Annotated in this window: 3 protein-coding genes and 1 pseudogene; 3 read left to right on the top strand and 1 reads right to left on the bottom strand. The window is 34.6% G+C overall.

Annotated features, from left to right (window positions below):
* Nucleotides 1-404: pseudogene (locus AC1DRF_RS25840) on the top strand (acyltransferase); the annotation flags it as partial.
* A gap of 29 nt (nt 405-433) precedes the next feature.
* Here AC1DRF_RS25840 and AC1DRF_RS25845 read toward each other — a convergent pair.
* Entirely contained in the window at nt 434-721 is a 288-nt protein-coding gene (locus tag AC1DRF_RS25845; protein WP_043981552.1) for a hypothetical protein, read from the bottom strand.
* Nucleotides 722-942: 221 nt separating this feature from the next.
* Between AC1DRF_RS25845 and AC1DRF_RS25850 the strand changes: the two genes are divergently transcribed.
* The gene (locus AC1DRF_RS25850; RefSeq protein ID WP_013083710.1) at nt 943-1,431 is read left to right on the top strand and encodes a GyrI-like domain-containing protein; all 489 of its coding nucleotides are present in this window, start codon (nt 943-945) and stop codon (nt 1,429-1,431) included.
* Between the two features lie 91 nt (nt 1,432-1,522).
* Nucleotides 1,523-1,813 carry a hypothetical protein gene (locus tag AC1DRF_RS25855; protein WP_013057601.1) on the top strand — a complete coding sequence of 97 codons (291 nt, stop codon included), beginning with the start codon at nt 1,523-1,525 and terminating at the stop codon, nt 1,811-1,813.
* Nucleotides 1,814-1,815 lie beyond the last annotated feature (2 nt).

The following is a 1,815-nucleotide window of genomic DNA, read 5'->3' on the forward strand; positions in this document are numbered from 1 at the left end:
GCTTTTTTGTGTTTTCAGCGTTAGAGATCGTCGAGCGTTACTGGTTGGTTAATATCCAGCACAGCAAGCCCGGAGACTACTTTATTTCTACGATTTTTTTATCGGCATCATTGTTTTTATTCGTATTGAGCAGTCCAAGTCTTGGCAAAAACTCATTTTTTTCAAAGGTTGGGAAAAATTCAGTTGGCATTTATGTAGTGCATATATGTATATTAAATGAGACCTATCGATTGCTTCGTTCTATAGATTCTTCTTTCTTTACGAATAGTGTCGTTGCCTACGTACTCATCGTTCCAGCAGTTTTTTGGTGCTCGTACTATTTATATAGAGGAATTCAATGGACAAAGGGAAAATTACATGTAAAGCCGCACAAACATTCATTTACAAAGCTACAGCATAAATAAAAAGAGCTGGCYAAATAAGCCAGCTCTTTTTATGAWGCAATAGCGTACAAAAGCTGCCTTTGCCGTTGAGGGGATAAAGAAATATTTTGATACAATTCGTAAATATGATGTTCGTTCCGGTGATAACAAATCCAATCCTCGTATGTTCCTTTTAAGAAGATGCGAAAAAACACGATTCGCTTATTCGTGCCGCCTGTTTTTAATTCAATTTTCAAATCATCTGTTTCTAATGTATACTGTACTGTAGAAGAGGAAAGAGCAAGTTTAGTTGTTTTTTTACTTGTTTTAATGAATTCGGCAAGTTCAATGATCTTCATTTTTTTACCTCACTCTATTGTAAATTAGGGGTATCTTATACGTATGATGTGTACAAAGAAAATAGAATCGTTTTTTTATAGTTTAGAAGAATGATCTTCAGCCCCTTCGTTAAGGGATTTGTATAAAAGGTTGACGTTTTCTTTGAATACAAATAAAATGCATATTAAGAAGTATTTCCCTCATTGTAACTACAGAAAAAGAAGAATTAAGGGGGCTCAATATGTTGACTGACTTAGTTGTAAGTCAAAAAGTAGTCAAGGTAAATGAATTTACTGTTGTAGGAGTGCCTATTCGAACAGATGAACCTGTGGAAGAAACGGGCACAGGTCTTATTCCCGAGCACTGGCAGACTTTTTATAAACAACAGTTAGCTAATAAAATTGCCAATAAAGTAAATGGTAATACATTTGCTCTTTATACAGAATTTGAATATGATCAAAAAATGGATTTTACATTTGCTCTCGGATATGAAGTTTTACCCGGCGGCGAACTGAAAGATGATATGAGAGAGTTCATCATTCCAGAAGGTGAATACATGGTGTTTACAACAGCTGTTGGGCCAGCTAGACAGGTAGTCGTAGAGGCTTGGGCTTATATTCGGGAGTGGGCTAAAAAAAATCATCGTGCCTATAAAATAGATTTTGAATTATATGATGAACGCTGTATTGATCCTGAGTACAGTCAAGTTGATATTTATGTTTCAATTTAATAGCTAGTTTTGCTAAGTAGTTAAGATGCAGAGAAACGTTTTTGCTGCGTTCTTACTTTTAACGATAGGAATAAAAAGGGGTTTAGCGAGAGTGATCAGCAACGATTTATTACAAGCTTTAAAAGACGGATATAAACAGAGAATTAAATGGGTACTTATAAGTCAAATGGCACTGTTCATCACCGTAGCAGTCATACTTGTATCAAATTTTGTCACTAAATTTTCGTTTAACCAATTAAGCTTTATTTTTGTTTTGGTTAGTATAAGTTCGCTGTTATCAGGGGTAGAGCACGTATTGTTAAAACGTGAGAAGTGGCAATGGATTTTTGATTTTATTTTAGCTGCTTTTTTTATTGGTTTATCTATTTTTTTACACCGTTAAAG

It is taken from the genome of Priestia sp. P5_B4 (genome assembly GCF_056400385.1).

Bases quoted from the DNA above. Each gene is read 5' to 3' on its own strand.
- AC1DRF_RS25850 (WP_013083710.1), top strand. From the start codon at position 943: ATGTTGACTGACTTAGTTGTAAGTCAAAAAGTAGTCAAGGTAAATGAA.